The following is a 23322-nucleotide window of genomic DNA, read 5'->3' as shown; positions in this document are numbered from 1 at the left end:
TATTCTCCAAAATAAAAATGAGTGATTGATTAGATTTCTACACGACGCCCAGTTGGTAAATGCTCTAAACGCTCATCAAGTACTTCTTTCAGCAAATGATACGCTTTCATGCCCGTGCAGTGGCCCGTGTAAAACTTCTCAACAGGGTATTCCAACAGGGCTTTACCTAATGCTTTTATGTCGTCTTTAGTGCCGCCGATGCCATTAAATACGGGTAAGCCCACAAGGTGAAAGCCACCTACTACCGCTTTGATTCTGCAGTTTGGAAATAATTCAATGGCGGTTTCAATCATATTCAATACTCCGCTGTGCGCACATCCTGTGAACACAACCAAGCCATCTTCTTCCTTGATCACCAAAAGTAACTCATGTTCAAAAGCGTCTTGCTCATAACCGCCATCTTTCGATTGGGTGTAGAGGTACTGATTTCCTTTGGGTTGTGGGTACTTGTCGCTGATCTTGGTAATCACATGAACATTTGGAGCAACTTGCGTCGTTTCGCTTACCTGCACTATGCGGTCATTGGTTGTGTCTAACAAAGCTTTGTCGATACCAACATCACTCTTGAAGCCAAAAGCTCGAAAGCAGTAATCCTGATCTCCACACGATTTTAAATAGACTTTGGCTACATCGTGTTGCTCTAGAAAGTGAGAAGTACCGTTGCAATGGTCATGATGCCGATGAGAAATAACCGCGAGCTCAACTTCTTGGATATCGATGTTTAGTAAAGGCGCGTTGTCGCAAAACGTTCGTCCACTGCCCATATCGAACAACAGTTTGGTTCCTTCTGTATCGATGTGCAGCGATAAACCGCGCTCAACACAGAGATCGGCTCGGTCCTCAACACGAGAATTATCGACGAGAGTGGTAACGATCATGGTGTCTCCTAATGACGTTGAACCGCTTTAGTGGATGAGACAATAACGAGGTTTGATGCTTGTAGAAAAAAGTAATGGTAATTGTGTGATTAGACAGAGGTTTACGGTACCCGTTTTCGATCGTGCTTGATTTTCACTTCACTCCTAAAACATCAATCAAGCGATTTTGATCCTATTAAGACTTGACGGAAGATCAATAAACGCACTATTATTCGCAAAACTGACCAGTTGGTCAGTCAGTATGTAGAGTGAACACAATGGACAAAAGACAACAGATCATTGAAGTTGCAACCCAGTTATTTGCAGAACACGGTTTTGAGAAAACGCCCGTCTCCACCATTTGCGAGAAGGCTGAGATTTCAAAAGGTTTGGTGTTTCATCACTTCAAAAATAAAAACGAACTGTTAAGAGAAGTTTTTGTTCATATCACTCAGATTATCGAAGAAGCCGACAAAAATGATGAACACGTAACAGAGAGTGATGATCGCCTAGAAGCCATGATCCACTCGATCTTCGATGGCATGACGGTTCCTGACCATCGCAAGATTTACCAGTTCAACTTTAGTGTGATGGTTCACCCGACAACCAGAGCGATTGTTGTCGACCTGATCGACGAACGCTACCAAGGTTTACAGGCATCTACTGAAGAAGTCTTCCGCTCGCTAGGACACGCAAACCCGGCAGTGGTGACAAAAATGTTCATCGCAGAGATAGACGGCATTGCCATGAACTACTTACTGAATGAGGACTTCCCTATCGAAGAAATCAGACAAGAGTTCATCAAAAAGTACTGTTAAAAATACCAAAAATCATGCACATATCGATGCGTGATTTTTTTGGCCAAACATACTGACTGCACGGTCAGTCAGTATGTTTATTAAATTTAAAAACGAAGGAGAAACCAATGAATACACCTTATCAAATTCAATACGAAGCGTTCGCAAAAGCAGGTGGACTATACGATGAGAGACACGCCAAACTCTATGCAGAATTTGCCGACAACCTTATTGCGGATGGTAGCTTTTCAATCGTCTACGAAGGCGTGGCACACGCATGCTATACCCCTATCGTGATTGACGCAGCACCACACCTAAAATGCTATGTGCTTGCGCCACTGGCCGTACTACCTGAATACCAAGGCAAAGGCTACGCGACAAGATTGATGGAAGAAGCAGAAAAGCAATTAGATGCTGACGTTATCTTTGTGATGGGTGAGCCGTTCCACTACGGAAACCGCTACAACGCGCCGCACAATGTGTTGCCACCAGTAAGAACTCAAGCTCCTTTAGAGTGTTGGTTTGCACGTGAGCTTACACCTGGCGCACTAGATGGTGTCGGCGAATCAACCTCATCCATCAAAGGCCCTTACGCAGAACCATTGATGTGGGGTCATCCCGACGAGCAGGTTCAATAACGCCTAAATAACAAAAGCCCAAAACACTTGTTTTGAGCTTTTGTACATAACGGGTTCCCCCCTAGTCTATCGGCTATTTCCAAAACTAGATTCAGAGAGAGTACACACTGAAACAACCACAATAAACAAAAGTGATTCCGATTACACTAGCTAGTTTGCTATCGTTTAGGTGGTGACATATGTGTTTTTCCGTGAGCAATTTGTACGACTTACGCTCGGCTCAGACTTCGAGACTTATCACCCTTGCACCAATGACATTAACAGGCTCAATTCCAGATATCCGTGTTATCGGCACTGTACTGGGTTATCTGGCTGAAGTAAGAAACTCTCAAATAAAAGGGATAAACACAAAAGGAGTATAACGGCAATATGCCCCAATATTCAGGCGAACTATTCGTTCTGAACCGAATAATAAATTGAGAAAGGTCGACATCAGCATATCGACCTTATTATGTTTGTTCTTGAAGGGTAATTACTTTTTCAACGAAGTCTGGTTGTCTATGGAAACAAGTTGTTCAAGCAACAACTTTTGTTCTCGATCTAGCGAACCCATTACTTTTTTTAAGTTTGCTTGATAAGCATCGAGCACGTTTTTATCTGCACTAATAGCGAGATCAAGTTGGCGTTCATACTTCTGCAAAACTTGTGTCGTGCGCTGAATATTTTTTATATTTTCGCGATGTTCCGCATGCATAAAGTACAGCGTAGAGGCCGCTGTAATAATCACAACCAACTTATCAATCGATAACCAACCCGACTTGCTTTCATTCTCACCAACCAATTGCTCAGATATTGCTTGCTCACTCATTATTCCATGCCTACTAATTTCAATTTAAATTTAATTCGTTCTGCAGTGCGCTGAAGTTCCTGCAATGTTTGATCTTGTAAGTGGGATTGATACTGCACCAAGCCCGTCGCTGCCGCATAAGCCACTAATGCTGAAATGATCAACCAGCGGTGAGACTTAATGGCGTGTTTCAATTTTGTAATCAAAACAGATCCCCTCTACATTTAAATCGGCTCTGGCCTTCAATTTCTTGTTGGCGAGAGATCTGCAACAAATTTTCAATGGTTAATGGTGGCATCTGAAAACACTCATAAACACTCCCATTACCACGCTGGACAAAAATCAAACTGTTATAGCGCTCTCTATCCGTATTATGAATACGCTTTATTTGAGGGCTATTCGATTGCTGCATTACGGTCAATGCTCGCTGTTCAAGAAGTTCACGTATGGACACTCGGCCCATCTGCTTAATCTCTTTCCAACCTTCCATTGAGTCATAGTTTTGCAATAGCAACAAAGCGTCTTGGGCTGGATTTGGTTTGAGGAACCATTTCTGATCCAACAGATAGCCCACCTCTTTACTGGCCAAGATATTTGGCAATGCAACTTCCTCTAACTGACCATCGCTGCCATAATTCAAACCAGCATAAAATCCCATCCTTTCATCGCGCTTAATGACAGCGACGTTAAAGTCGTAAGGGACCTCGACTTGGCCTGATATAACAACTAAATCTCGTGCCACCTGATCAAGCCGTTGAGTCTGTTCGAAAGTACGGTAAATCTTGCTAGGTCGCTCACTCTGTGCCTGTGTATCAATCAAACTTGATAATGCAGTTAACCCTTGACCACCAGTTACATGCAATAACCACTCTTCAATATCGATGATGCTACCCAATAATGTGGCTGTCGCTTTATCCAACAAGCTCAGTTCAGCAGTCTGTACTACCGTCTGTTCAATAAACTCATTCATCGCCATTGCGTATGAGTTTCTATGATTAATTCCAACAGTACCTATTAAGGCAACCCCGATACCAATCACACTAAAATAACTGACGCCTATCACACGGTTGCTTTGATAACTCGCACGACCAAACTGGAAAAGCAAGGAGAAGATAGCAAACAAACTCGCTGTAATCGCCACTGGAGGGATGAATGATAAACGAACCGCATCACTGCCTATTTGATAGAACATGCCACCAGGTGCAAAAGCCGATTGTGCCGTTGCATCGGTTAACATACGCACGAAGTTAGCGTTATCTAGTGATGCTACCCAACGTTTAAATAGCTGTTCACGCCCTGTCGTATGTTGGTAGCTACTATAGTAATGCTCTTTTAAGATCTGCTTGAACATCGCCCGCGTGCTACTGTGCTTAGCAATATCGATCTTATCCATATTTCGATTGCTAAGTTTTAGTTGGCTAGTGGCTTGATATTGACGCCATGTTTTATCAATTTCCACACGAGCACGTTCTTGCAACGAACGGCGAATCGGCGTTGAGTCAGTGCGTGACCACGTTGCCGACACTTTGTACCCTTGCTCTCGAGCGATTTGCACCACGATTTGCTTAATTGCCGCTTGGGCGACAAATTCATGTTGCTCTAGATCATCGTCAAACGGGTATCGATGCTCCAGATAAGCAATTCGGGCATCTTGCAGCTTGGCTGTAAATGAACGTGTAATACCTGCTAAATACTTATGATATAACCAAGGCTCATCATCTAAACTCAATAGACGCAGACCTGCTATTCGGCCCGAATCTATTTCGCTTTGCATATAGTCATGCCACTGTTGGCGTAATGCATCGATACAATTAGAATCGCAGCTTTTCGCACGTAAGCGTTGGACTTGCCCACGATAAACTTCTACATATCGTTTGACTAAGGGTTCAACAAATTCCGCCTCATTATCAAAACCTTGCTGATAAGTGAGCCATTCTTGAGCCAATTGCGCATCAATTTTACGTTGCAACTCACCAAACTCACGCTTAAACGCACTTGGCCCAGTATAGTTCTGGCGAATTTTTGCGATCGCTTTTTGGGTTACCAAATAGTGTTTTAGCTCTTTATCGTATTCTGCCCGTGCTTGCTTATAGCGTGGAAAAATTTTGCTATTAAAATACGCTTCCTGGTCGCGCTCCATTAACGTAACCATCATATTTTCGGTCTGAGCTGCAATCGTGCTATCAACAGCAGTAGACATCAAAGCCAATGATGGCAGCAACGCAACGAGAAGCTTACGACGCTCATCATCGGCAACGATCGAGTTCATTGCCTCTGCACGATCAAAAACCACCATTTGGCGATCTAAGACTTCTTTAAATAAGAGTGATCGCACCGCCGCTAGCTTAGTTTCTGGAGATGTCGAGATGACCAACTGATCGACCGTGATGCGCAGCGCAGGTACCGACACGATCCAAAGCAATATAAACACCACAAAGCGACGACTGAAAGCTCCTACAAATGGCGCGATATTTAACGCAAGCATGTGTTTTGGAATTGCAGTTGCGACCGCTAACGCCAAACCAAATCCACTGACGATACGACCAATCAACTCAACATGTTCAGCCAACTCTGCATATTCGCCCACTAACGTTTCTAGGCCTGATGCATAAAGCTGAACAAGTACAGTATTCAACGACACCTCAACCCACATATAAGCTAGTAGGCCTGGTAGCATGATAAAAAGCAGCAACAAAATAGGAATGGAACCCTTATTGGGTTTCGTTGCAGTCACGTTTTGGTTAGGCACCATGTTTGCCTCCAAATACGATCACTTTCTTTTTACGCGCACTGCTATCGTCAGCTTGGGAATGGCACAACGCTTGATTACTTTGGCCCTGTCCTGCTGAGCATCGGTCAATAAAAGTCGCAACATCACCTCGATAGGTTAGGTAGCGCCCAGTTGAGAGTAAAGACTGTTGCTGCTTAAGTTGATTAAAATCCGCATCAGCTGGCAACAATGAAACAAGTTTTACCTGAGATTTGATACTTTCTCGGCTGTAGGGTTCGGTAGGTGTACTGATCATCGTACCTTGAGTCAGCGCTTGGCAGCTTCGTAAAACATCACCGTGCGTGAGCACTAAAAAGTGAGTCGTATCTATCGCGTTTACAAATTGCATCGACAATTCGCCTACGGCAGAAGCACGTTGACCAGTCACAATCAAAATATTCCTTGGAGTAAACGACAGGTGCTTTTTCTTTAAAAGCTTATGTTGCTCCCCAGTAACCAACAATGTTTGGTCAAGGTAAGCGAAATGAGTTGTCCAATCTCGAACTAAAGTTCCCTTATCAATATTTGTCAAATCAAACAAAACACCATCAAAAGAGAGGGTTAAAGATTCAAGTGTTTGTGAATGACTATCGTTTGGGAAAAAGAAGTAATCATCACCTTGTTTTTTTAAGGAGACAAGAGTGTAACCAAACGAAGAAGATTGCTGCTGTTTAAGATCTTTGAGCAAAGCAGTACGAGTCGCTATCGGGTAACGGCAACTACCCTCGTCCAAAGGTACAATTCGACCAAGGCGATCGAGCACTAAGCCGCGTTGCACAAGTGCATCTTGCAAATCCCTATTCTTTTCTGACTCATCAGCATAATCTGGTAAATGGGGCGTGAGTAACAAAGTAGGAGCAACATAAGGGATAGGTGGAGGACTAGAGCAACCGGCTAATACTAACAACAGTACAATCCAACATATATTCCGTTTCATTTTGAGCTTTATGTTCCAATTTCAAAAAAATCGGCGAATTCTACATTATTTTTTATGCCATTAATTGATTAAGAGCACATTGTTCACTTTTATTTTTTCACTCGCTCAATATACAACCAATCCACTTTAGTTGGCGAAACTTTACGCCTTTAGCAATACATAATTTTAACAATTAAAATCATTACAGGATATGTGACTAAACATTATTGAAGTGAATCACAAATTCATAAGCTAAATACTAGATTGTTTCATCAAATATTTTTTATTCGGCTAATCTGCGCCAGTTTATTTCGGCTCATAGTAAGGATGACCAATGCACCATTGCGGTAACGGCCTGTATCTTCAGGATAAATTTTGCACTCAATGCGGCGAGGAAGTTGAGGAAAGCAAAAAGTTGCTCACGTTAACGGATATCGAACCATACCTACTCGATGATCTTATTCAATCTTGCCCGGAAGCCAAAACCTTTACAGGTCGTCTAAAAAACAGTTTCTATTACAAGCGTCGTAATAAAGGCGGCAATATTACCTATTCTTATTGGTGGATTACCCTAGAAAATGCTGATGGTGAGATCAAACAGATCAGCATCGACGCTGAAAACACAGCGTTCAACAATCTAAAAAATGGTACTGTCATCAGTTTGCTTGAGCCAACTGGCATTAATCTACACTACCTATTAGACGATGCAGCAAAAGGGATTGTGACTAATAACTTGCTCGCTTCTGGCGTCATTCTTCACAATGATGATGGGCAGGTATCTACCCTGACCAATCACTATGATGTCACTAAGCCCAATGCGGGACAGTATATTAGCTTAAGCTTAATGTTTGCATTTATTGCAGCGATAGTGGTTGGTGGTTTAATGGAGATGGGCGCGAGCGCTATTCTTATAAGTAGTATTGTGATCGCCACCTTAGGGTGGATGGGATATAACCGAGATGTCACGATTTACCAAAAAATAAACAGTCGCAAAGAGAGCATTACCGCAACCTTGGCAAAAATTTTAGAGATAAGTAAATACCAGCTAGGTTTTCATAAGATTGAACGCACAAATCACGATGATGATATTTTTTGCGGGGCTTGCGATCACCGCATTCAATTAGACCTTCAGTACTGCCCTAAATGCGGAACAAGTCAAGCTCCCCATCAAACTCTGCAGCGGACATCAGAGAATGAATTTGATTCTATCGCTTGTATGAATGAAACCACAGAATCGCAACTGCTTGTAGATGAGCCTCAACCCATAGAGATATCTAAAAAAAGTATTCGTGAGATGCGCCTAGATAAAATGAAAGAGTTTTATCAGTCTCACCAACAAAAATTCATATACCGTCATGCTCTAAGTCCAAATAAGAAATTTGATGGTAGCGCTTGGTGCTATATGGTTCAGGTCACAGACCGTCATATGAATACCGATGTGAGCGACGTGACTTACACTGAAACCTACACGATTCGTGATAAACACGGTTTTTACGACACGAAAACCACTACCCATCGTGTTCGCGATTCTAAACTTACGGGAAAAGTCACCGTAGAAGACGACGCCGGGGAGGTTTTTGAACAACGATTACCGGAGTCTTTAATGGCGCATACTGAAGTAGGTGACTATCTATTGATCGGCTACTCCCGTCGCCAGAAAAATGATAGGTATCGAACGTATAGTGAGTACTACTACAACATCAGTAAAGGCCGTTGGGAAATGCCTGAATCAATACATGATTACGGTGAAACAAGCTTGCTGTCAAAGTTTTTGGTGCTATTAGTCGCGGTAGGATGTGGGGCACTCATCTACCAAACCCAAACCCTAGAATTAGGTGCAGGCCTGTTTGGGTTATTTATGGTTGGCGTCGCGCTCAAGTCTCGCAATATGGACAAAGCCAATAACCAAAATGCGAGTGATTTGATTCAGCCAATTATGGACACTCTATACCGAGTTCGTGACAACAAGAAAGAACTGTTGGCCTACCTTACAAAACTAAAGTAACTTTAAATTGCACTAGCCAAATTAAAAAACGTAGCACGCCATACTCACCTGCACACTTATGTCATTGTAAAAGCGTGAAAAAAGTCGACGTGCTACGCATTGATTTAGGCCATCCAGATCCTTGCCAGAATGCCCATTGGCGTTGTGACGCCTGTGGTAATTGAGCTCACTTCTCCATCTTTTAACACATAGATGGTCGGGGTCACGCTGATGCTCCATTCTTGCATGATGGCGCTTTTCGGATCGTTGATGTTATCGAACTGGTAGTCTTTAGACTGCATGAACTTTTGCACCCGTTCTTGCGGGCCAGACGCGCCAGATACCGCAACCACTTCATAGTAATCGCTTAACCAACTCACGCTTGGGCTAACAAACTTGCATGCCGGACACCACGTTGCCCAAAAGTACACCACGACGGGTTCTTCGTGGCTTTTGGCAATCACATCGACAAATTCACCATCGGCCATGATCGCACTCAGAGGCGGCGCTTGCTCTTTAGGGATGTCTTTGGTGCGATACCAATCCATGGCGACCGAAATCACGGTCACCATAAGGACAAGTTGTAGCGCTTGACTGAGCCAGTATTTGAGCGACTTGCGCTTTTTTACTGTGTTCACTTAATCGCGCCTCCACTTGCTTGTTCGATTGCTTTCACCACTACATCGTCAGTCAGGATCACTGGCAGAGGAATCCCCTCTGGTGCTGCTGGGCCATACACGATGTTAAATGGCACACCAAAGCGACCGTGCGCACGCAAGAAATCGGTCACTGAGCCATTCGGATGTGTCCAATCGCCTTTCAGTGTCGCCACGTTCGGACTTTGCAACAGTGAGTAAACCGGATCTTGCCAGATCACGCCGATCTTGTTGGCTTTACAAGTCACACACCAATCTGCCGTCACATCGACGAACACCACACGGCCATTCTTCACGTGGTCGGCAATCGCTTCGTTTGACAGTTTTTCCCAAGCCAAATCTTCTGGCAATGGCGTCGCCCAATGATTTGCAGTCACACTGCCTAGTACCAGACCACCAGCAATCAGAATCAACGAAACCGTGCCAGAAATCGCCAACGCTTTATTGCCATAAATACGCTTAACACGCGCCATGATAACGATGAAGGCAACTAGACCAATCAGAATGACCCAAAATACCGGCAAGTGATTCGCCATCAATGACAACAACCACGCACTGGTTGCCAACATCATGATGCCGAAGACGATTTTCACGACATTCATCCATTGGCCTGGCTTTGGTAGCTTGAGTGCAATCCCCGGGAAGATAGCCACTAAGATCCAAGGCAGTGCCATGCCCAGAGCTAACGCAGTGAAGATAGCAAACAGAGTCACCACGTCTGCACCCAGTGCAAACGCCACCGCAGTGCCTAGGAAAGGTGCAGAACAAGGCGTTGCTAGCAGAGTCGCGAACATACCTTGAACATAATGCCCAAGCAGTGAGTTATCCCCTTTTGAAGCTAGCCAAGTGTTCGTCCCCGAAGACAAGCGAATTTCAAATAAACCAAGCATGTTGGCACCAAACAATCCGGTCACCAACAGCATTAGACCTAAGAACCAAGGGCTTTGGAATTGAACGCCCCAGCCGATGGCGTTACCGGTGAGCTTCAGCACTAAGATAAAGCCAGCCAGTAACCAAAACGACGTCAGAATACCAAGCGAAGAAGCCACGAACTGAGTGCGAATTTGACGACGCTCAACGCCTTGTGCCGCTACGATGCTGCTTAACTTCATGCCGAGAACTGGCAATACACAAGGCATGATGTTGAGAATCAAACCACCGAGTAACGCGAACAAGAAAATGTTCACCAGCGATGTACTTGGCAAGGCTTCAGTAATAACACCCGCTTTGGCTTGCGCGGTTTCTTGCGCCAGTAAGTTGTTGTCTTTGATTGAGACATAAACCGATTGGTTATCCAGCTCTACGTCACCCAACCAAGTATTGACTAGGTAGTTGGCGGTAAGCGTGTTGCCCTCTTGATGCAGCCCTTCTAATTTGAAGCTGTAATCGCTGGTTGCTTCGTCGACGCCATCAACCAACACTTCTGGTTTTTGCCAACCTTGTGAGTTAGTCAATTTGATTTGTAGCTTAGATTGGTTTGCATCCCAGTTCGCTTCTGTCACTTCAACAAATGGTGAAGCTTGAGGCACACCGCTTACCGCTTGCGCGTAAGTGAACATCACATCTTCATCGACTTGTAGATCGGAAGGTAGGAAAGACAGTTGAATGTGGTAATCCGTCAGGACACAAATCGTTGTACATGAAGACAGCGTCAGCGTCGCATCAATCGTCACTGGCTTGTTCATGTCTTCGACGTGCAGCGTCATTGGGAAGACAGTGTCACCTTTGTAGCCTAGCGTCTCGATGCCAAGCAGTTCGTATTTCTGTGGGTACGGCCATTGCCAATCCACTTTGGTCAGGTTTTGTGATTTTTCCCAATCAATGGAAGGTGCAACACCGCCCTCACCTGGCGAACGCCAATAGGTTTTCCAGTCACCGGTCAGTTTGACATCAAGGTAACCTGTGATGGTGTTGGTATTCGGATCTTGTTGTCCGGTTAAGACAAAGCGTGTCTGCACAGGTGGGTGCTGAGGGTTGGTCAGCCAACCTGTGTCCGTCGTTTGTGCTTGGGCAAACAGTGAGAATATGCTCAGTGCCAACGTCATGATGAGCATCAAAGCGGCTTGAGTCGTTTTTTTCATGTGGTTCATAGTTATTCCTAGTTAAAACAAGTGTAGAAAATCGCTGACGAAACTCGTCAGAAATCACTTGTCATTCACGGAATACACACAAGGTGAGATGGACTCGATACTTTCGGGCTATCGGTTCGGTCCATTGCCTTTTGCTGGCGAACGCACAACAGCGCCACACGACAAGCGCGAGAATGCCAACAAACAAAACAACGACCAAGGTTTCCAGTTGTTGCTGAGCAAATTGAATCAGCTTTTCAGACAACTCACATTTGCCAGATTTGTGCCCGCTCTCTGCTTTTACGATTTTGACTTCATCGCCAACGACCGCAGAAGTAGAGCTCGCGTCATATTGCATTGCACAACTGAACATCAAGCCAGAGTTTTTCATCAGACACACCACGATCACCCAGCCAATTAACGCTAGGAGCCATTTGCCCTGTTGTCGTGACGCAGCAGATTGTGAGGTGGATGAATGCATTCTAACTTCGATAAATGTGGAAACGCCGGAAATCATACGCAAGTTAGCATAAACCTCAAGTGGTATGATTTTTTGCGTCGCTCTCATTGGTAACTAATTATGATAGTCTTATGACTACCGTTTCCGTAAATAATTCAACATGCTCAATAAAGTTAATCTTGCTGATATTCGCTCGTTCGTTTTGATCGCTCAACTGGGTAACTTCACCAAAGCGGCAGAAGCCCTTTCGGTGTCTCGTTCTCATGTGTCTCGCCAAATCAGTGGGCTTGAAGCGCAAATGGGCGTGACCTTGCTGACCCGTACGACAAGGACTCTGCGCCTGACTCATGCCGGAGAGCGTTTCTACCAAGAATGTGAGAAGGCACTGCACGATATAGACCAAGCGTTGATCGCCGCGGTCGACGACACTCAAGAAGTGCGCGGTTTGATTCGCGTAAACTGCGTGGGTGGTTATATCGGTGAAGACATCATTGCCAAATACGTCAATGAGTTCATGTTGGAATATCCGAACATTACGGTCGATCTCGACTTCTCTTCACCACGCATTGATTTGATTGAAGATCAGTTCGATGTAGCGATTCGCATGGGCGAGTTGGAAGACGCAGGCTTTGTTGCGCGCAAGCTAATGATGATTGATATGGTGACGCTAGCAAGCCCGAGATACTTGAAGACTTATGGCGAGCCGGTCACTCCAAAAGAGTTAGCCAAACATCGCACGCTAACGGGCTCAGTCACTCGTTGGAGTTACCGCAACGTTGCTAACCCGAAAGAACACAGTGATGTGATAGTGAAAGGTAATCTGCGTTGCAAGAACGGCCGCGCACTTGTGATGGGCGCACTACACGGTAACGGAATTATTCGTGTACCATTGAGTTACTGTGACGAGGAAGTCGAGCAAGGCCAATTGGTTAAAGTGATGCCGGAATGGGAGATCCCGTCTGTGCCGCTATCCGCCATTTTCCATCGTGATCGCTACCAACCTAAACGTCTTCGTACCTTCATCGACTTCGTCAAAACGAAATTTGAACAAGACTTTGATGTTTAAGTTTGGCGCATAAAAAAGTGCGTAAGAACCGAAGCGCTTACGCACATTATGAAAACTTGATGAAGGCTAAGATAGCTTCTCTATATAGCCCTCAATATCGACATCATCGATCAGCTCATCTGGCAGATAGCGCTTGGCGTAACTTAGATAAGTGCCACTGGTTAGCAGCAGCTTAAATACGTCTTTATCAATGTGCCCACCGAGTGCCATTTTCGACATAATACTGATTGCCTCACTCAAGGATTTGGCTTTCTTGTACGGTCGATCAGCCGCGGTTAACGCTTCGAAAATATCCGCTACCGCCAGAATGCGTTCAGGGATCGATAATTCCTCTCCCATCAAACCTCTCGGATAACCAAAGCCTTCCATCGCCTCGTGGTGCGTAGTAGCGTAGCGAGGAACGCGCTCAAGTTCGGGTGGGAACGGTATGCTTTCGAGCATCTTGATTCCGCTGATCATGTGCTCATTAATCTTAAAGCGCTCTTCTGCTGACAACGTACCGCGCTGCACGGCCAAATTATACAGTTCACCATGATTGTAGAGCTTTTCTGGCACCGTCATATTGATGCCAAACTCAGGGTCGAGATCAAACGGCTGTTCACGCTCAATCACATGCTCAGGACGATCAGAAAGCAGCTTCTCCGTTGCCGGCGTTGGTTGTGGTTGATAACGCGTTTCTTCTAATGGCGATAAACCAAGTCCACAATCGAAGTAACGTGTCCACTCTTTCTCGGCCAACTTGTGTAGGCGTTCGATGTCTTGATCCGACATAAACTCCGCCCCCACGTTCGCATTGGCGACAAATTCGAACTCTTCTTTCAGCGCCGCAAATTCTTGTTCCAGTGCTTGCTCGGGTTGCTCATCGACACCCATAGTTTTTAGCTTTTTGAGTAGATATTGAATCTGCGCATCTCGCCACAGTACTTCGAATCGCATGCGAACTTCGTGAATGCGGTTGTAGTTGGTTTCTAGCTTACTGCCCTTATCAACCACATACTCAGGCGTCGCAATCTTGCCACAATCATGAAGCCAAGCTGCGATGCGGAACTCACGACGCTCTTCATCGCTTTCAAAAGCGAACGACTCAAACGCCCCTTGATCTGATTTCTCGGCCTCTTCCGCCAACATCAAAGCAATCTCCGGCACGCGGTTACAGTGCCCTGCCGTGTACGGCGACTTTTCATCGATCGCGCGTGCGATAAGCTGAATGACAGATTCAAAGAACTCATTTTGTCTTTGTTCAAACTGCTTAAGCGAATTACTGCCTCGCATCACTGAAAGACCAAGTTGGTGAATCTCTTCAATACGAGAGTGAACACGCTGCACTTTGTCGTATTCGCGATCGCGTACAAATCTGACTTGCTTTCTCAACATATTGATTGGCTGAGAGATTGGTTTCGCCATCTCCCATGCCACGGGAATCAACAACGCAAGAACAAACAAAGATGCGCCCACAGCATACAGCGTCACTTCATTTACGCCAGACATGACGTAAGCTTGTGGAATCACAACAGCAAAGTAACGCTCTTCCTTATGAGTGAGTTTGGAGACGAAAACATACTTGTCTTTTCCATTGATCTCCACCAGTTGAACCGAGTTGATGAACTCAGGATCTTTGGCAAATTTGACCAATTCTTCGTATGGCGCAAAGGTATAAGTCGACAGTGCTGCCTTACCCTCAAACCATTTTTCGCGCAGCTCTTTTCTTTGCTCTGGCGTAATCGCATCAATGGCGCGGTTAATGATCTCAACTAGAGGTCTTTGCTCCTCATTCGCCAAGTAGTAAAACGCGTTGGAGAGGTTGGAATCTTTAACCAAAGTGATGGCTAAGTTCTGACGAAATGTTTCGCGTATTTTGTTGACCAATATTTGGCGAATGTCGAGCACAGCGACGATGTCTCCATTCAATACCCCGTCGATCGCATCGTGCAAAGAAGCGTAATTGACGATGGTCATTTGCGGGTAAGCTTCTAACAAATCATCTTGAATGCTCCACCCTTTTAGCAAGCCAATTCTTTCGTTCTTCACTTGCTCTAAGGTATTGATGTGCTTGTTCTCTTCTGTGGTGAGTAACGCAAACTTTGCGTGATAAAGAGGCTCACCCACTACACCGATGCTCGAAAGGTCATCTTGGTCGGCAATCGATTGAAGAATATCGATATTGCCATTTTTAAAGTCGTTGACGAGCTCATTCCAACTTCGACCGTTCACAAACTTAAACTTTAAGCCGGTCATTTCCGAAATCATCTTAAACAGATCAATTGAGAAGCCGTTTGGGCGACCGCCAACGGTGTAATCAACCGGCGCCCAGTTATTTTGGTTCGACACTTTCAACTCTGGCGTTTGTGCTACCAGCGCTCGCTGCTCATCCGTTAAATTCACCGGTGAAACCAAGGGCAAGCGCTCTTCGATGTCGATCATCTTGTTGGTCGCAATCAATCGACCGTTCGCTTGGTAGATAAATGCTTCCGCTTCTGACGCTTGCTTGTTTTCGATAAAACGGTTGGTGAGTTGAGCCTCAAGCGAGGAGAGAAGAATGTCCACCCCCACCACGGTATCGGATTCAGGCACCTTAATGGAGAAGGTTTCCCCTGAGACTTTTAGCGTGTTAAACAGATACGGAGAGGTGTTGTAAGTATCATCGTAATCGGCATTTTCAAACCAGCTACGCTGAGTCGGGATGAAGTTACTGAACTCGTCTGAAGCATGGCGTGATACGAAGTTTTCATCGTAGTAAATACTCACCTTACGACGATCTCGCTTCACGCCACTATGAACGACCAACAACCATTTATCGCCGGGTTGCGCTTCCACACGAGAACGTATTTCTTCTGAAGAAAGGTTGATCAGTTGGAAGAAGTCATTGTTCGCTTTGGCAACAAAAATACTGTGAATGCTAGGTTCTCTTACCAGCAATTTAGACAGAGGGATGATGATGCTCTCTTCGGGCGTATCTACCCCAATGAGCGACACCAGTTGTGCGCCACTTCGTGTCACGTTCTCTGCTAAATTTTGTAGATTGGAGAGATGACTCGATACCCCTGTCGCGATGGCTTGATATCGAGTGAGGGTGTGTTGCAGCTCAGTTTTTCTTGCAAAGTGGTATTGCAAAACTATCGCCACACCTACTGTCACTAGGGTACAGAAGACAAACATCAACCCTAGCACTGTCCTTAACGAAATGCGTTTACGTTTTTTCATCGTTTTATCTTGGAGTAATCCAAGCGCCTTAATCCTTTAACCAACTGAAATTATTGTCTAAAAATTGAATTTCAGCCAATCAAAAAACTTTATCGAAGCAAACAAAAACGCCTCCATCTGGAGGCGCTTTATCTTAGTGACTAAATTGAGTTGGGGTACTTAAGTGAAAACGTAACGATTACGCTTGTGCTGGTACGCTTTCAACTTGAGTTTGTTGCTCAGCTTCTTCTTTGTTGAAGCCTTCATGTAAATGGTAGTAACGTTGGTAAATCACGCCACTGATGGTCATCATGATTGCAGGTAGACCAATCATCATAAATTCTAAGCCCATAATGGTGCTTGCTGATTGCTCCACGTTTGGTACGTAACCCACAACAGACAGACCAACACCCACGATGAAGCCACCTGCTGCGCCTGCGAATTTCACAAGCATGGTTTGTACTGAGAAGATAACGCTCTCGCTACGACGACCTGTTTTGTGCTCACCGTAGTCCACAACGTCAGCCAGCATTACAGTTTGCAGCGCGTTCGCGATACCCACACCGAATTTAATTGCCGCACCCGCCATACCAATCATTAGCGCGTTAGCTGGAGCGATGAAGCCCATCAATAGTAGAAGTACACAAGATAGAATTGGGAAGCCACAAGCGATAGGCCATAGAAGCTTACGTGGTAGTAGAGAAGCGATACGAGGGAACAAGAACACGCCCGCTACTTCTGCTGCACCTGCAACCGCCATGTAAACTGGGAATAGTTCTGCGTTGCCCAGTGCGTAAGAGAAGTAGTAAATCGCAAAGCCACCAACCAATAGGTTCGCAATTTGGAAAGACAGAACCGTGCCGATTAGCGCTTTAAGCTGGTCGTTTTTACCGATGATAGTCAAAACGTCTTTGAAGCTGAATTTCTCTGCTGGTTTTGCGTTAGCTGGTGCTGCTTTCTCTTTTACGTTACGAGCAATCAAGAATGCACTCATTACAAACAGAACCGCAATCAGCATCGCAACATTGAAGAAACCGTCGCCTTGGTTGCCGTTACCTAGCTCGCCCACGATGTGCAGACCGTAAGTACCAGTAATGAACCATGCAAGGCTCGCGAACAGACGTGGCCATACCACCAGCTTTTCACGTTCTTGGCGAGAGCTTGATAGCGCTGGAATCATTGACCAGTAAGGGATATCCATAATGGTGTACGTTAGACCCCAAAGGATGTATGCCGCTGCTGCGTAGATGTAAAGCGTAGTACCTTCAAACATGTGAGTACTGAAAAGGCCAACCAGTACTACTGCGTTTAATAACGTACCAATCACAATCCAAGGGCGGAATTTACCGAATTTTGAGCGCGTGTTGTCCACGATCACACCCATCATTGGGTCAGTAATCGCATCAATAATACGAGCCGCTAAAAAGATGGTACCAACGAAAGCAGCAGACAAGCCGGCAACGTCAGTGAAGTAGAACATTAAGAAGATGTAGATAGGTGCACAGGCAAAGTCTTTACCGAGTGCGCCAAGACCGTAGGACAGCTTGGTTTGTAGCGTAATTTTATCAGACATAATAGTTCCTTAGTGTCGTACTGCTATTCATTCCCCTAACTAGAATTCATAACGTCGACGTCTTTTATTTATATTTCGATGCTAATGCTACTCACACACTGAATGCCTTACTGTGATCAAAAACCGCTTTATGGAAACGTTTACAGGCAAGTTTTCAAAATGAGACATCGAACAATATTTAGACCTATTAATGCGAGGAGATCGTGTTATTTACGCCATTTTATCAACACTTTACGCTCATTAAGCATGATAACGATTTCAAAACGGCCATTTAAAACCAACGCAAAAAGCCGTACAAACCTGATGTTTGTACGGCGATAGAAAACCAATGAGAAACGATGAAATCGTCTAAATAGCTATGATTCTAAATAGGCAAGGTTCTAAACAGATATAGCTCAATGGATACGTTCGAACTTCACCAACATGGCACTTTCTGCATCCAGGATTGGCATAGTCAGGCCAACCTCTTCACACCATGCACCAGATAGCTCACAACCCGATTCAGTCCAAGGCGGTTGATAATTCACGATGTCATCGTAGTTAGACGGTTTATCCAATACCGTCACTCGATATGTTGCTTGTGGATCCAAGCCCGGTACGCGCAAATGCCCACTTAAAGAGTTCGTTGGCATCGCGAGCTGAGCGATCATCACCACCGCTTCCGATTGATCGTTTGAAACAACCGCATGAATTTGATGCGCTTTATCGTCCGTTGGGATTCGCCAAGTTCTTCCGCTGTGTAGCAATGGGCGCAGCATCTTGTGCAGCTTGATGTAGCGCTCAAAGCCTTCTTTTTCTGCTTGTTCTTCTTTCACTGGGTCAAGCTCAATCCCCATGTGACCGAACAGTGCTGTAAGCCCACGGAACTCGATGCTGTGACGACGGCGCGTACTATGACAGTGGCTCGCACCAATGTGGCTGCCCATCACTTCTGGCGGGAAGAAGTAGCTCATACCGCGTTGAATGGTTTGACGCTCAAGTGCATCGTTATTGTCTGAAGCCCAGAATCGATGCGTACGTTTCAGAACCTCAAAATCAATACGACCACCGCCGGCTGCACAAGATTCAATCTCGACTTTCGGGTGCTTTTCACGAACTTTATCGACTAACTGATAGTAACGTTGAGTTTGATTGTGTGCCGCAGCCTGACCTAAGTGCGCTGGCTGAACGACTTCACGGTTCATATCCCACTTGATGTAAGCAATGTTGTAAGTCGAGAGGAAATGATCCAATCGCTCAAACAAGAAGTTAAACGCATCATCGTTTTGTAGGTTAATCACGTATTGGTTGCGACCGGTTGGCTGATCGTAACCGTTTACAGCCAGCAACCAATCAGGATGCGTACGGAACAATTCGGAATCTTTGTTGATCATCTCTGGCTCAAACCACAAGCCAAATTCCATGCCCAATTTATTTACGTGTTCCACAATCGGATGCAAGCCATTTGGGTATTTGGCTTCACACAGAAACCAATCCCCTAACCCTGCTTTGTCACCGTTACGCCCTTTGAACCAGCCATCATCAATGATAAAGCGTTCAACACCCATCTCTGCGGACTGAGTTGCCATCGACATGATGTATTCAGGATCGTGGTCGAAGTAGATACCTTCCCACGTATTGAGGTGGATTGGGCGAGGTTTGTCTGTGAAATCACTCGGCAAAATCATTTCGCGTACATGAGAGTGGAAGTGATGACTCATGCCATTCAAACCACAATTACTGTGGCTCGCGTACAGCCAAGGCGTTGTAATGCTCTCACCTTCTTTTAGCGCCACTTCACCAGGCAGGTAAATAACTTCAGCTTGCATGTAACGGCGGCCATCAGCTTTCACGTCTACGCGCAATCTGTGGTTGCCACTCCATGCGAAATGGAAGCCCCACACGTCACCATTCATTTCATCAAAGTGAGTCGTACCGGCAACAAGCGCAGGATAGTGCTCATGAGAGGTACGTCCACGACGGTTTTCTTGTTGATAGCCGCCTTGCAGCAATGGCTGGCGCACCGTTTGGAACTCATGAACCCAGCGTCCGTAATAAGTCATTAACTCATTCGCACGAGCTGGTAAAGGCAACGTATTGGCAAGACGGTTCACATGATAAACGCCTGCTTTTTTGTTGGTGAGCGTATGACGCGTTTTCACCACATCGTTGCTATCAAGCTTAAGTTCGGTTTGTAAACGAAGACCTGCGATCGCATCTTCGCTCTCAATCACAATACTGTCTTGCTGTTGTTCAATATGGGAGATGACAAACACTGGAGCCCAATCTTGACCATCGCGATGCCCTTCCACACCTGGGCTGCTGAAAACGCCACGACCAAGCTCTGGGTGTAGAGTCATGGATACGTCGCTGTCCAAACGACCGTATGGCACGGGACGATGTAAAGCCATGCGGAAACCACTAAGGTCACCACTTACTTTTTGTCCCCAATACAGAATCTCTGCATATTCGCCCAACTCTACAATCAATTGAGTTTGCTGACCGGTTAGCTCAATCAGTGTTTTGTCCGTCATCTTGTCTTACCTTGAAACTGGAAATTACGCTGCATCATAATGAAAAAAACAAAAGAATCTGTGAGCCACACCAAAATCATGGAAACGTTTACAGTTAAATTTTCAAACTTGTGCCATCGCCCGCTACGCCTTATTCCTTCTTATATTACGCAGCGATCAGCTCCTCAAACCTCAGATTCTTTGGTAACTGAGCTCTTTAAAGTACAGCACGTAAATTCGAATACTAAACTGATTTATAAAGAATTTTTCGTTATTTAATTCATTACCTTACAACAACAAAATCATAAATAAGGTTACAGACCGCTCAGTTGAACTCCTCACCTCTTGAAGTGGTTAACCGACAACCGTATTCTTGAGGCTTCGAGATTCTTTATGAAGTGTCTCTCTTGGGTCCTAACTCAAAATCCCAGTTTGACGATACCGCAAATGCTCGTGTGCAGTGCGCCCGCGAACCACTTGTTGTATATGCTTCCTTGTCTCACATGCCCAGTTGATTTCAATTGGGCTCTCTTTCCTCTTCTTCCTAACAACTTCCTTTTCTTAGAAAAAATCCAATTTAAATCATCATCTTAAATAACATCGACCCCATTATCCAAACCCAAACACAGCCCAACCAAAGTAAACGATTCCAACTTTAGCGGTTAGAAATCAATCTAAAATCGCACTTAAAAGCTCTATTTAAGAGATCGCAATCACACAAAATAGTAATAAACCCCTCATTACGACAAAAATGCCAACCTCATCATGAAAACGTTTCCAGAGTTTATTTACACTGCGCAGCGAGTTAGGACTCAAACCAATAAAAAATAAATCCATAAAAAATAGAATGGAGACACTTCATGAAACAAAAGACGCTTGTAAGAGCGCTTGGGTTAACCCTCGCCCTAGCACCGCTTGCTGGTATGGCTGCAGTGGAGAACATCACTTACTTCGGCTACGCCAAGTGGGGCAACATTTACACCGATAACGATGAACACAATGGTGGCAAAGGTGAACGCAACGATGTGATTCGTGCTGGTCAAGGTTACGGTAACTACCGTTTGGGTAACGAACTGAACTGGTGGGAAGCGGGCCTCAAAGCCGACGTTTGGCAACAAGGCGACGCGTACTTTGATACCACGCTTTACCTTGGTAGCGGCGAAAGCTGGGGGGACGTTAGCTTGATCCAAATGTGGTCGGCAGGTCATGGTCTGTTTGAAGGCCAAGCGGATGCCACCGTTTGGGCGGGCGAACGTTTTTACCGCCGTCATGAAGTGCACATGATCGACATTAAATACTGGGACACATCGAGCACAGGTATCGGTATTGAAAACTGGGATCTTGGCTTTGCTAAAGGTCACATCGCATGGATGGCGCCAAACTCTAGCGCGGATGGCCGCAGCTTACACAACATTGACGCACGTTTAAGCGGCATTGAACTGAGCGACAGCGCAGATCTTACGGTCGGTTTGAACTATGTGTTCACGCAAAACTCTAGCTATGACGAAAGTGACATCACCACTTCTGGCGCCATGCTTTCTGCACTTTACCGTCAAGCTTGGAACTATGGTTCAAACACATTCGCTTTCCAATACGGTACAGATGCGCTTGCGGGCGGCTTGATGAGTGCTGAAGGCGGCTCAAACCGTAAATACAACACAGGCGTTGAGCACGATGGTTACAGCTGGCGTATTTTCAACTCTGGCGATCTTAACGTGAATGAAGATTTCCAAGTGATGTACTCCATCGCTTACCAAGACAAAAAACTGGATAACAACGAAGGTGAGAAATGGTTCAGCGTGGGCGCTCGCCCTCAGTACAGCTGGACAGAATACATGGCAACCGCACTTGAAGTTGGCTACGAATCAGTAGAAGCACAAAACGGCGCTGGCACTAACGACATGTACAAAGTGACGGTGGCGCAAATGTTCCAAGCAGGCAAAGGCGTTTGGGCTCGTCCATCACTGCGCTTGTTCGCGACCTACTCAGAGAAAACCGATGAGTGGAACCGTGGCGGCGAAGTCTACGGCCATGCTCGCAGCACTGGTGGACAAAACGTCGACGAAATCACCTTTGGCTTTAACGTCGAAACATGGTGGTAATCCAAACCCGCTACTATTTATGAACCCAACGGGGTGAGTAATACGCTCACCCCACAAAGGACAACGCAGATGAAACTAAAACCGCTAGCAACTCTATTCATGGCTCTGTCTCTTGGCGCGTGCAGTGGATTACCAGAGCAAACCTTCAATACCGATTTGAGCCAACCACAATGTTGCTCAACGTTAGATGCTTTGCCTCTGACCGCCCTATCGATTCCTTTCCACCAGCAGGTGGTTATAGATGCAAATCTGCCAAGTGTTAGCAGTGCGGTTTTACTTTCTTCAGATTCTGCTTCATCCAAACCGCTGCCGGTGATGAGCTATCAAATCACTTCTGACGCTCCATTCTCGCTACTTGTTCGCTCTTATGTTGATAACAATGCGTTATTTGCTGCGAACGTTCTTATTTATGACGCGAAGTGGCAGCTTCTATCCGATTACTCAGCAAAAGACTTTAACTACCACACAACGGGCATGCGTGGCCTAGAGCGTGTTGAACAGGTGATCACGGTAAACCCACAACTTAATGGCGCGAAATACGTAGTCATCGCTTCAGATTCGACACTGCTTGGCACCGAATTGACTCGTAAGCACCCAGAAGAAGTTTACGCAGAAACACAAAACGTCATTGGCAGTAAACAGCTTCCGCTCACTGCTCAGTTCCAACCTTTTGGCGTTATTGATGTTACGGCGAGCGCCTCCGACAACAACGCGGTATTAACGCTTTTGGCGGAATTGGGCACACAAACCAACGACACCGCAAAAGCAGAGTTAACCCCTGCCGCATCACCTGAAGCACAAGATGAATGGACGTTGTACCAATCTCAAATCGATGCAGCGCTCAAAGACAACGACGTAAAACAAGCTGCGGCGATTGCCAACCAAGCAGCTGAGCAAGGCTTTACCCAAGCAAAAGATTATCTCGTGAAGCAATTAGCGAAATAACGCTTCACAACAAGACCAAAGACACTCTCG

At 45.4% G+C, this 23322-nt stretch carries 17 protein-coding genes; 6 read left to right on the top strand and 11 right to left on the bottom strand.

The window, feature by feature from the left end; translation table 11 throughout:
* Window positions 1-29 precede the first annotated feature (29 nt).
* On the bottom strand, window positions 30-878 hold the full coding sequence (locus A9237_RS14170; RefSeq protein ID WP_078608421.1) for an MBL fold metallo-hydrolase: 849 nt from the start codon (window positions 876-878) through the stop codon (window positions 30-32).
* A gap of 257 nt (window positions 879-1135) precedes the next feature.
* Between A9237_RS14170 and A9237_RS14165 the strand changes: the two genes are divergently transcribed.
* Entirely contained in the window at window positions 1136-1675 is a 540-nt protein-coding gene (locus tag A9237_RS14165) for a TetR/AcrR family transcriptional regulator (RefSeq protein WP_078608420.1), read from the top strand.
* Window positions 1676-1782: 107 nt separating this feature from the next.
* Window positions 1783-2292, top strand: a complete 510-nt coding sequence (locus A9237_RS14160) for a GNAT family N-acetyltransferase (protein ID WP_078608419.1) — start codon at window positions 1783-1785, stop codon at window positions 2290-2292.
* A gap of 472 nt (window positions 2293-2764) precedes the next feature.
* Here the strand turns inward: A9237_RS14160 and A9237_RS14155 are convergent, their stop codons facing one another.
* Genes A9237_RS14155 through A9237_RS14140 form a run of 4 tightly spaced genes read right to left on the bottom strand, consistent with a single transcriptional unit; the run spans window position 2765 to window position 6756 of the window.
* The gene (locus A9237_RS14155; RefSeq protein ID WP_078608418.1) at window positions 2765-3100 is read right to left on the bottom strand and encodes a hypothetical protein; all 336 of its coding nucleotides are present in this window, start codon (window positions 3098-3100) and stop codon (window positions 2765-2767) included.
* Window positions 3100-3285 (bottom strand): hypothetical protein, encoded by a 186-nt coding sequence (locus A9237_RS14150; RefSeq protein ID WP_078608417.1) that lies wholly within the window; start codon window positions 3283-3285, stop codon window positions 3100-3102. Before A9237_RS14150 ends, A9237_RS14155 begins: the two co-directional genes overlap by 1 nt.
* Window positions 3282-5831, bottom strand: a complete 2550-nt coding sequence (locus A9237_RS14145) for a hypothetical protein (protein WP_078608416.1) — start codon at window positions 5829-5831, stop codon at window positions 3282-3284. Before A9237_RS14145 ends, A9237_RS14150 begins: the two co-directional genes overlap by 4 nt.
* Window positions 5821-6756: a hypothetical protein gene (locus tag A9237_RS14140; protein ID WP_153303225.1), complete on the bottom strand. Its 936-nt coding sequence runs from the start codon at window positions 6754-6756 to the stop codon at window positions 5821-5823. Before A9237_RS14140 ends, A9237_RS14145 begins: the two co-directional genes overlap by 11 nt.
* 343 nt (window positions 6757-7099) lie before the next feature.
* Here A9237_RS14140 and A9237_RS14135 point away from each other — a divergent pair, with 343 nt between their 5' ends.
* Window positions 7100-8770: a zinc ribbon domain-containing protein gene (locus A9237_RS14135; protein ID WP_078608414.1), complete on the top strand. Its 1671-nt coding sequence runs from the start codon at window positions 7100-7102 to the stop codon at window positions 8768-8770.
* 104 nt (window positions 8771-8874) lie between these two features.
* Here A9237_RS14135 and A9237_RS14130 read toward each other — a convergent pair whose 3' ends face one another.
* From A9237_RS14130 to A9237_RS14120, 3 genes are all read right to left on the bottom strand, one after another.
* A complete protein-coding gene (locus A9237_RS14130) occupies window positions 8875-9387 on the bottom strand; it encodes a protein disulfide oxidoreductase (RefSeq protein WP_038885079.1) in 513 nt (170 codons plus the stop codon).
* Entirely contained in the window at window positions 9384-11495 is a 2112-nt protein-coding gene (locus A9237_RS14125) for a protein-disulfide reductase DsbD family protein (protein ID WP_078608413.1), read from the bottom strand. The genes A9237_RS14130 and A9237_RS14125 overlap by 4 nt, the downstream gene beginning before the upstream one ends.
* Window positions 11496-11556: 61 nt before the next feature.
* Entirely contained in the window at window positions 11557-11955 is a 399-nt protein-coding gene (locus tag A9237_RS14120) for a hypothetical protein (protein WP_005438907.1), read from the bottom strand.
* A 139-nt stretch (window positions 11956-12094) separates the two neighbouring features.
* Here A9237_RS14120 and A9237_RS14115 point away from each other — a divergent pair, with 139 nt between their 5' ends.
* Window positions 12095-13000, top strand: coding sequence for a LysR family transcriptional regulator (locus tag A9237_RS14115; protein WP_005438909.1), 906 nt, complete (start codon window positions 12095-12097; stop codon window positions 12998-13000).
* Window positions 13001-13066: 66 nt separating this feature from the next.
* On the opposite strand, the gene A9237_RS14110 is transcribed toward A9237_RS14115, so the two are convergent.
* The 3 genes from A9237_RS14110 to A9237_RS14100 all read right to left on the bottom strand — a co-directional run bounded on the left by A9237_RS14110 (window position 13067) and on the right by A9237_RS14100 (window position 20266).
* On the bottom strand, window positions 13067-16201 hold the full coding sequence (locus A9237_RS14110; protein ID WP_078608412.1) for an HD domain-containing phosphohydrolase: 3135 nt from the start codon (window positions 16199-16201) through the stop codon (window positions 13067-13069).
* Between the two features lie 178 nt (window positions 16202-16379).
* Entirely contained in the window at window positions 16380-17753 is a 1374-nt protein-coding gene (gene melB, locus A9237_RS14105) for a melibiose:sodium transporter MelB (RefSeq protein ID WP_005438913.1), read from the bottom strand.
* Window positions 17754-18148: 395 nt separating this feature from the next.
* On the bottom strand, window positions 18149-20266 hold the full coding sequence (locus A9237_RS14100) for an alpha-galactosidase (RefSeq protein ID WP_078608411.1): 2118 nt from the start codon (window positions 20264-20266) through the stop codon (window positions 18149-18151).
* Between the two features lie 839 nt (window positions 20267-21105).
* Here A9237_RS14100 and A9237_RS14090 point away from each other — a divergent pair.
* The gene (locus tag A9237_RS14090; protein WP_078608409.1) at window positions 21106-22347 is read left to right on the top strand and encodes a carbohydrate porin; all 1242 of its coding nucleotides are present in this window, start codon (window positions 21106-21108) and stop codon (window positions 22345-22347) included.
* 69 nt (window positions 22348-22416) lie between these two features.
* Window positions 22417-23292, top strand: a complete 876-nt coding sequence (locus tag A9237_RS14085) for a MalM family protein (RefSeq protein WP_078608408.1) — start codon at window positions 22417-22419, stop codon at window positions 23290-23292.
* Window positions 23293-23322 lie beyond the last annotated feature (30 nt).

This window comes from Vibrio owensii (assembly GCF_002021755.1).
In the GTDB taxonomy this organism is placed as follows: domain Bacteria; phylum Pseudomonadota; class Gammaproteobacteria; order Enterobacterales; family Vibrionaceae; genus Vibrio; species Vibrio owensii.
This window is presented reverse-complemented; position numbering and strand designations above follow the sequence as displayed.

Excerpts from the sequence above, each read along its gene's own strand:
- A9237_RS14165 (WP_078608420.1), top strand. The coding sequence starts at position 1,136 with ATGGACAAAAGACAACAGATCATTGAAGTTGCAACCCAGTTATTTGCA.
- A9237_RS14135 (WP_078608414.1), top strand. The coding sequence starts at position 7,100 with ATGCACCATTGCGGTAACGGCCTGTATCTTCAGGATAAATTTTGCACT.
- A9237_RS14160 (WP_078608419.1), top strand. The coding sequence starts at position 1,783 with ATGAATACACCTTATCAAATTCAATACGAAGCGTTCGCAAAAGCAGGT.
- A9237_RS14090 (WP_078608409.1), top strand. The coding sequence starts at position 21,106 with ATGAAACAAAAGACGCTTGTAAGAGCGCTTGGGTTAACCCTCGCCCTA.
- melB (WP_005438913.1), bottom strand. The coding sequence starts at position 17,753 with ATGTCTGATAAAATTACGCTACAAACCAAGCTGTCCTACGGTCTTGGC.
- A9237_RS14125 (WP_078608413.1), bottom strand. The coding sequence starts at position 11,495 with ATGAACCACATGAAAAAAACGACTCAAGCCGCTTTGATGCTCATCATG.
- A9237_RS14120 (WP_005438907.1), bottom strand. The coding sequence starts at position 11,955 with ATGCATTCATCCACCTCACAATCTGCTGCGTCACGACAACAGGGCAAA.
- A9237_RS14085 (WP_078608408.1), top strand. The coding sequence starts at position 22,417 with ATGAAACTAAAACCGCTAGCAACTCTATTCATGGCTCTGTCTCTTGGC.
- A9237_RS14170 (WP_078608421.1), bottom strand. The coding sequence starts at position 878 with ATGATCGTTACCACTCTCGTCGATAATTCTCGTGTTGAGGACCGAGCC.
- A9237_RS14145 (WP_078608416.1), bottom strand. The coding sequence starts at position 5,831 with ATGGTGCCTAACCAAAACGTGACTGCAACGAAACCCAATAAGGGTTCC.
- A9237_RS14100 (WP_078608411.1), bottom strand. The coding sequence starts at position 20,266 with ATGACGGACAAAACACTGATTGAGCTAACCGGTCAGCAAACTCAATTG.
- A9237_RS14110 (WP_078608412.1), bottom strand. The coding sequence starts at position 16,201 with ATGAAAAAACGTAAACGCATTTCGTTAAGGACAGTGCTAGGGTTGATG.
- A9237_RS14115 (WP_005438909.1), top strand. The coding sequence starts at position 12,095 with ATGCTCAATAAAGTTAATCTTGCTGATATTCGCTCGTTCGTTTTGATC.
- A9237_RS14155 (WP_078608418.1), bottom strand. The coding sequence starts at position 3,100 with ATGAGTGAGCAAGCAATATCTGAGCAATTGGTTGGTGAGAATGAAAGC.